This is a genomic window from Xenorhabdus aichiensis (assembly GCF_028598775.1).
In the GTDB taxonomy this organism is placed as follows: domain Bacteria; phylum Pseudomonadota; class Gammaproteobacteria; order Enterobacterales; family Enterobacteriaceae; genus Xenorhabdus; species Xenorhabdus bovienii.
On the sequence record NZ_JAQRFO010000127.1, the window covers coordinates 1 to 960 of the forward strand.

General features: G+C 49.2%; 2 protein-coding genes. Both read right to left on the minus strand.

All coding sequences use genetic code 11. The annotated features are described in order from the left end of the window. Positions 1-258: 258 nt before the first annotated feature. Entirely contained in the window at positions 259-798 is a 540-nt protein-coding gene (locus PSI22_RS21255; RefSeq protein WP_273581460.1) for a lysozyme, read from the minus strand. Then, positions 782-958, minus strand: coding sequence for a phage holin family protein (locus tag PSI22_RS21260; protein WP_273581461.1), 177 nt, complete (start codon positions 956-958; stop codon positions 782-784). The genes PSI22_RS21255 and PSI22_RS21260 overlap by 17 nt, the downstream gene beginning before the upstream one ends. Positions 959-960: the final 2 nt, after the last annotated feature.

The following is a 960-nucleotide window of genomic DNA, read 5'->3' on the forward strand; positions in this document are numbered from 1 at the left end:
GGTAACAAACAGAACAATGATCGTGTAGTGGGTTAGTGTGAGCTTCATTCTTTCTTCACCCAATGCCCACGACCCCATGTCCGAGGGTTCCACCATTTGACAATAGAGATCCACGTTTCCACTGAATCGTAATAACCTGCAAATTCGCCACAGCGTTTACAAAAACGATCATGATGATGAAGATTTTCAAATCCAGCACCAAATGGTGCCCAAGGGTGTATTCGATGACAGTTATTACATCGCACCAATTGACAATAATTACTCATCGCTCAACCCCCAGCACGTTAATTCTGACTCTTGAGCACGTCGCTCAACTTGACCGTAACAGCCATTAGTCTGGCCTTTGGTCTGTCGGCAATCTCGGCCACCGTCAAAAATCCAACGCTTGATTTCGGCACAGGCCCCTTTCTTGTCTCCGGCATTCAACTTACGGTAGAACGTGGAAGAGAAGCATTTACCGGGGCCAATGTTGTACGGGCAGAAACTGGCAATACCTGCTATCTGGGGTTCAGTCAGTAACACTTTGACATTGCGCTTTACCCATGCGATGGCCTGTTCTGCTTCTTTGGCGTTGAGGTCTTGGCACTGATTCGATGTTAACTTCATACCTTGCCGAACGGGAACGCCATCAATGCGAGTCACCCCACGACAGATAGTCCAGACTCCACCAGCATCACGATAGGCAGACAGTCGATTGCCTTCTTTCTCATCCAGAAACTGAGACAATATTGCCGTGGCACCCGCACCGGAAAGCACCAGACCGATAACAGCCGCCGTTAACTTACTCGTCTTTTTCACGTCTGTTGAGCTCCCGGTGCTTGTAGTACCAGTTCACGGCGAATGTACCGACCGTGCAGATAATACCGACGACAATCGCCCAATCGTTTAATGACCAGGCACCGAAAATAGCTGTAAAGGTGCCCCACGCATACGCGGTAGGGCTGGTGTATTTATCCATGC